Source organism: Mucilaginibacter kameinonensis (assembly GCF_003675385.1).
In the GTDB taxonomy this organism is placed as follows: domain Bacteria; phylum Bacteroidota; class Bacteroidia; order Sphingobacteriales; family Sphingobacteriaceae; genus Mucilaginibacter; species Mucilaginibacter kameinonensis.
In genome coordinates this window covers 1-2,758 of sequence record NZ_RCWZ01000012.1, presented here as the reverse complement: position 1 = coordinate 2,758, position 2,758 = coordinate 1, and the positions used below count along the sequence as shown (strand labels likewise).

1 protein-coding gene is annotated in these 2,758 nt (G+C 40.2%); it reads left to right on the top strand.

Going from position 1 to position 2,758, the window contains the following annotated elements; all coding sequences use genetic code 11:
- The first annotated feature begins 139 nt into the window (after positions 1 to 139).
- Complete coding sequence (locus EAH55_RS30735; protein WP_121813069.1) at positions 140 to 2,554, top strand: ABC transporter permease; 2,415 nt, start codon at positions 140 to 142, stop codon at positions 2,552 to 2,554.
- The last annotated feature ends 204 nt before the right edge of the window (positions 2,555 to 2,758 follow it).

Sequence of the window (2,758 nt, the reverse complement as noted above, 5' to 3'; positions counted from 1 at the left end):
CCTCTAACCTCTAACCTCTAACCTCTAACCTCTAACCTCTAACCTCTAACCTCTAACCTCTAACCTCTAACCTCTAACTTTAACACATTTTAACTACTCATTTAAAGGGTTTTGCGTATCATCGTGTAAAGTATTGGATATGATAAAAAACTACTTTAAAATAGCCTGGCGCAACCTTTGGAAGCATAAGTTTTATACGTTTATCAATATGTTTGGCCTGGCGCTGAGCATTGGTTGCTGCATCATACTTTTCCAGTTTATTACCTATCATTTAAGTTTTGATAGCTATCATCATAATGCCAAACAGGTATACAGGGTAGTACATCGCCTGACAGCTTTCGAGGGTGATCCGATATATGACCAGGGAGCTCCCTTAGCTTTGGCCCGGGATGTAAAGGCAAGCGATCCAAGGGTGAAAGATGTAGCTGCATTATTGCGCATGCACGATATCAATGTAACCATCCCTCAAAATAATAGCACCGGCAAAAGGATGTTTGCTGAACATGAAAACATTGGCATAACCGATGGCCACTTTTTTAACTTGTTCGATTATCAATGGGAGCAAGGCAATAAAAATACTGCCCTTAATGAACCCAATACAGCTGTTTTAAGTCATGGACTGGCCGAAAAATATTTCGGTACTCAGGATGTTATTGGCAAAACCATCAAGGTTGATAATAAAAATGTTTTTACAGTAACGGGCGTAGTAAAAGACCATCCGGCAAATACCGATATCAAGTCAGATATATTTCTTTCCATATCGACGCTTAAAAATATTTACCCGGATGTTTATACTCCTATGTACAACGATTGGAATTTTATCAATTCAACCAATTCCATTTATGTTGAACTCAAAGATGCAGTGAGCGCTGATGTTGTTGAAAATGATATAAACCAGCTGAATGTAAAGGCGCAAGGCCCGGCAGAAGCCAAACCATATCATTTTATGATGCTGCCACTAAGCGAAGTACATTTTGATGGCCGTTTCGCGGGCGTTATCCAACGGTCGTTATTAGTAACGCTTGGTGTAATTGGCTTACTGCTCATCATTATAGCTTGTGTTAATTTCATTAATATGGCTACCGCGCAAAGCTTTAAACGGGCTAAAGAGATAGGCACCCGGAAAGTATTGGGTAGCTCGCCGGGTGCCATATTTATCCAGTTTATTTCCGAAACATCATACATCGTAGTTTTTGCTGCATTATTATCATTTGTAATGGTGATCGTGGCTATACCTGTTTTGAACAACTGGCTGCAAACTCAACTGAGTTTTAATCTATTTACCGATTACAGACTTGCAGGTTTTATATTGGTCGTTTTAGCAATCATCATATTGGCTGCAGGTTCATATCCTGCCCTTATATTAAGCCGGTTTAAGCCTGTAAACGCGTTGAAAAATCAGGTTGGCGGGAAAACGCAGGCGGCGGGTTTCACCCGTAAAGGTTTAATAGTTGTGCAAAATGTGATAGCGCAGGTGCTAATCATCAGTACGATATTAATAACCATGCAGGTTAAATACCTCAAAACAACAGATCTCGGTTTTAATAAAAATGCCGTTATAATGTTGCCTGTTCCTAATAATGATAAAGGTAAAACCGATTTTTTGCGTAATCAATTGCTGGCCGATCCTGCAATAAAAAGCGTCTCCTTCTGTTACCGGGCTCCGTCGTCTACAGCCGATAAAGGAGGATCAATTAAATATGATACCCGCGACTGGGAAAAGTTTGTTGGCTACACCCAAATAGGCGACGCTGACTATGTTAAAACTTTTGGACTGCAATTGGTGGCAGGCCGCAATATAGTAGAAAGTGATACCGCCCGTGAATACCTGGTTAACGAACAACTGGTACAAAAGTTAGGACTTAAAGACCCGCAACAAGCTATTGGCAGGAAATTTATAGCCGGGGACTTATCAAACAATCCGGGTATTATAGTAGGCGTAGTAAAAGATTTTCATGCCAAATCGTTGTATACGGCTATCGCTCCTGAATATATTTCTACATTCAGAAAGGGCTACCAATACGCTGGCGTAAAAATCAGTTCGGGAAACCCTTCGGCAGTTATTGAGCATATTAAAAGGGAATGGCAGATGGTTTATCCGGACAACGTATTTGAATATCGTTTTCTCGATCAGCAAATAGCCGATTTTTATCAAAAGGAAGATTTGCTAAATAAACTCATTACCTCAAGCGCAGTGATAGCCATTTTTATCAGCTGCCTTGGTTTACTGGGTCAGATATCTTTACTAACCTTACAGCGTACCAAAGAGATAGGTATTCGCAAAGTGCTCGGCGCGTCGGTAGCTAATATAACCGGCTTGCTTTCTGTTGATTTTCTGAAACTGGTTATAGTGGCGGTTGTGGTAGCGTCGCCTATTGCCTGGCTTATGATGAGCAAATATCTTCAAAATTTTGCATACCGCATAGATATTCAATGGTGGGTATTTCTGCTGGCAGCTTTTATGGCTTTGTTAATCGCGTTTGTAACGGTAAGTTTCCAATCCATTAAGGCAGCGATGAAAAATCCGGTTGAGAGTTTGAGGTCCGGAGAGTGATTTTCAAACATCAGTGATTGGAGATTAGAGGTTAGTTTCTTTGGAATATAGATAAGAAGTCGTTCGATTGTTACGGATGACTTTTTATCTATATTTTTTTGAAACCCTTAACTATTCAGAAATGTTCACCTCTAACCTCTAACCTCTAACCTCTAACCTCTAACCTCTAACCTCTAACCTCTAACCTCTAACCTCTAACCTCTA

Bases quoted from the DNA above. Each gene is read 5' to 3' on its own strand.
- EAH55_RS30735 (WP_121813069.1), top strand. From the start codon at position 140: ATGATAAAAAACTACTTTAAAATAGCCTGGCGCAACCTTTGGAAGCAT.